Source organism: Vibrio sp. Y2-5 (assembly GCF_014596725.1).
In the GTDB taxonomy this organism is placed as follows: Bacteria; Pseudomonadota; Gammaproteobacteria; order Enterobacterales; family Vibrionaceae; genus Vibrio.
The window spans coordinates 1-2,014 of the sequence record NZ_JACVEG010000029.1; the positions used below are offsets into that span (position 1 = coordinate 1).

Genomic DNA, 2,014 nt, shown 5'->3' on the forward strand with positions numbered 1-2,014 from the left:
ACCGAGGCACCAAGCCACTCGCTAAGGTTTATTGGTTCTCTGAATTACACTGGCGCGGTTTCTAACTGCCCATGTCCACTGACAAAAAATTCCCTCGTCCTGCCAAACCATCTTTTAAAACCCCCGCTTTGTACTACGGGGGTACTTTCAACGTTCACATAAGCTTTAAGTGGTCATTGGTTTTTAAATCTTAGCGAGTACAATTAGTTTCATAAATTGTGAAAGGATACTTAGGCGTTAAGTGAATGAATAAACAAATTATTGAGGCTATAGAGAGGTCTGTTGCAGAAAACAACATACAACATCTTACTCTTTGGCTTTGTGCTTCGGACGAATGGATTAAATTAGCAAATTCATTTGGAGCATCATCGTGTTCAATAGAGTTGGCACAACTCATTGAAAATGAACACCCAAAACTATCTTCTTCATTTTTCTCTGTTGGTGGTCGGGGTGAAAGAATTAATGCAATGTATCTAGCTAAATGGTTAGTACTGAGGGCTTCTTTGGTTGGTGCGGAAATAGCTTATTCATCTCTACTAGCTCTCGAGTCTTCTTCTGAATATACGGCTTATAATCTATCATTAATTAGTGGCATTGATTTTAGAGGAAAAATTGAACTTGTTGACGATATATATTTTTGTGATGGAATTAATTTACCAGAGGAAATTAAGGTAAATGTTGATTCTATATTTGAACGATTAACAAGGCGTAATTCATTTTCTTCAGAAATTCATCCACCATATACATTTTTATTTCAACCAATTAAAATCAACTTGCTTTCTAATGAATTTAAAAATGAAACTAGAGAAACAATGATTAATTACGTAAATAAAGAAATGTTAATAAGTAACTTCCTTTCTTTATTTTCTAATAATAGTGCACCATGTGTAGAGCTTCGTTGGTGTATTTTAGAAGATTCAACGCCTCTGTCTGGTATCATTGATACTGGTTTTACTAATTATTTAGATGTCATAAAACCGAAGCATTACGACGTATGGACTGACATCGATACAGCGTATGTTAGGGGGTTGTTCTTGAAGTATTTGGCTATCGAAGAAAAACGTAGATTACCTTTGGATATTTCTTTAGCTCGTCGTTGTCAAGCAATGAACACTTGGAATAATGTAAACAAAGCTATTGATTTGGGTATTGCGTTGGAATCTATTTTGACTAAGCCATCTAATAATGGTGAGTTAACCCTACAAATAAGAATTATTGGCTCTAAACTTATTTCTTCCGATATATCACGACGTAAAGAAATATCTTCTTTATTAAAGACAATCTATAACATTCGCTCCTCTGCTGTACATGAAGGTTTTCTAAAGGAAAAATATTCCGTTTGTGACCGAGGTAAATTAAATGCTGGGGTAATATTGGAAGAGGGATTTCCAGTTCTGAGAGATTGTTTGGTGAAAATAATAGAACATGGAGGGTTAACTGATGATGATTACGAAGAGTTGTTTTTCTCGTAATTTTATTCGTCATATAACTAATAACCCTTAATTGAAATAACATATGCATAGGACTATTACTAAGTAATAGTCCTAAGTTTTTAAATTAATTTTGATAACATACGAGCGTACTTGATTACCTTAGCGGTTGTTTTGATTTCTATCTCCGACTCGATTTCCAATACACTAATAGCAGTTAGAAGCCGTTGCGAAGTGATTTGTTGACCATTAGGAAGGATCAAATATTCTCCACGCATTTGAAATCCACTCCAATCGTGTTTGTGATGCAGTTCCCTGCCCTTAACTAATCGCATGAGTCTCTTGCATTCAGGCGGTATGTCAGTTTTTCCGCTATCCCAATACTTGACCTGCCTCACAGTTTTAAAACACAGTTCTGCCGTCTCTTCGACGGTTAAACCGCATAAAACTTCCCTGAAAAATAGATTTTTGTGCATCTTGTTGTACTTCATATGATTTCACCTCGTTAAAAGGTGAAATGTAAATGAATATTACACTAGAGAATTACACTTAAATGCCTGAAATCTAATTAATTTGATTTACCA

The 2,014-nt window shown here is 35.0% G+C and carries 2 protein-coding genes; one reads left to right on the plus strand and one right to left on the minus strand.

Annotation, left to right across the window (positions count from 1 at the left end; translation table 11 throughout):
* The first annotated feature begins 245 nt into the window (after positions 1-245).
* Complete coding sequence (locus HUO09_RS21625; protein ID WP_188235256.1) at positions 246-1,472, plus strand: HEPN domain-containing protein; 1,227 nt, start codon at positions 246-248, stop codon at positions 1,470-1,472.
* Between the two features lie 80 nt (positions 1,473-1,552).
* On the opposite strand, the gene HUO09_RS21630 is transcribed toward HUO09_RS21625, so the two are convergent.
* On the minus strand, positions 1,553-1,921 hold the full coding sequence (locus HUO09_RS21630; RefSeq protein WP_188235257.1) for a DUF3653 domain-containing protein: 369 nt from the start codon (positions 1,919-1,921) through the stop codon (positions 1,553-1,555).
* Between the last annotated feature and the right edge of the window lie 93 nt (positions 1,922-2,014).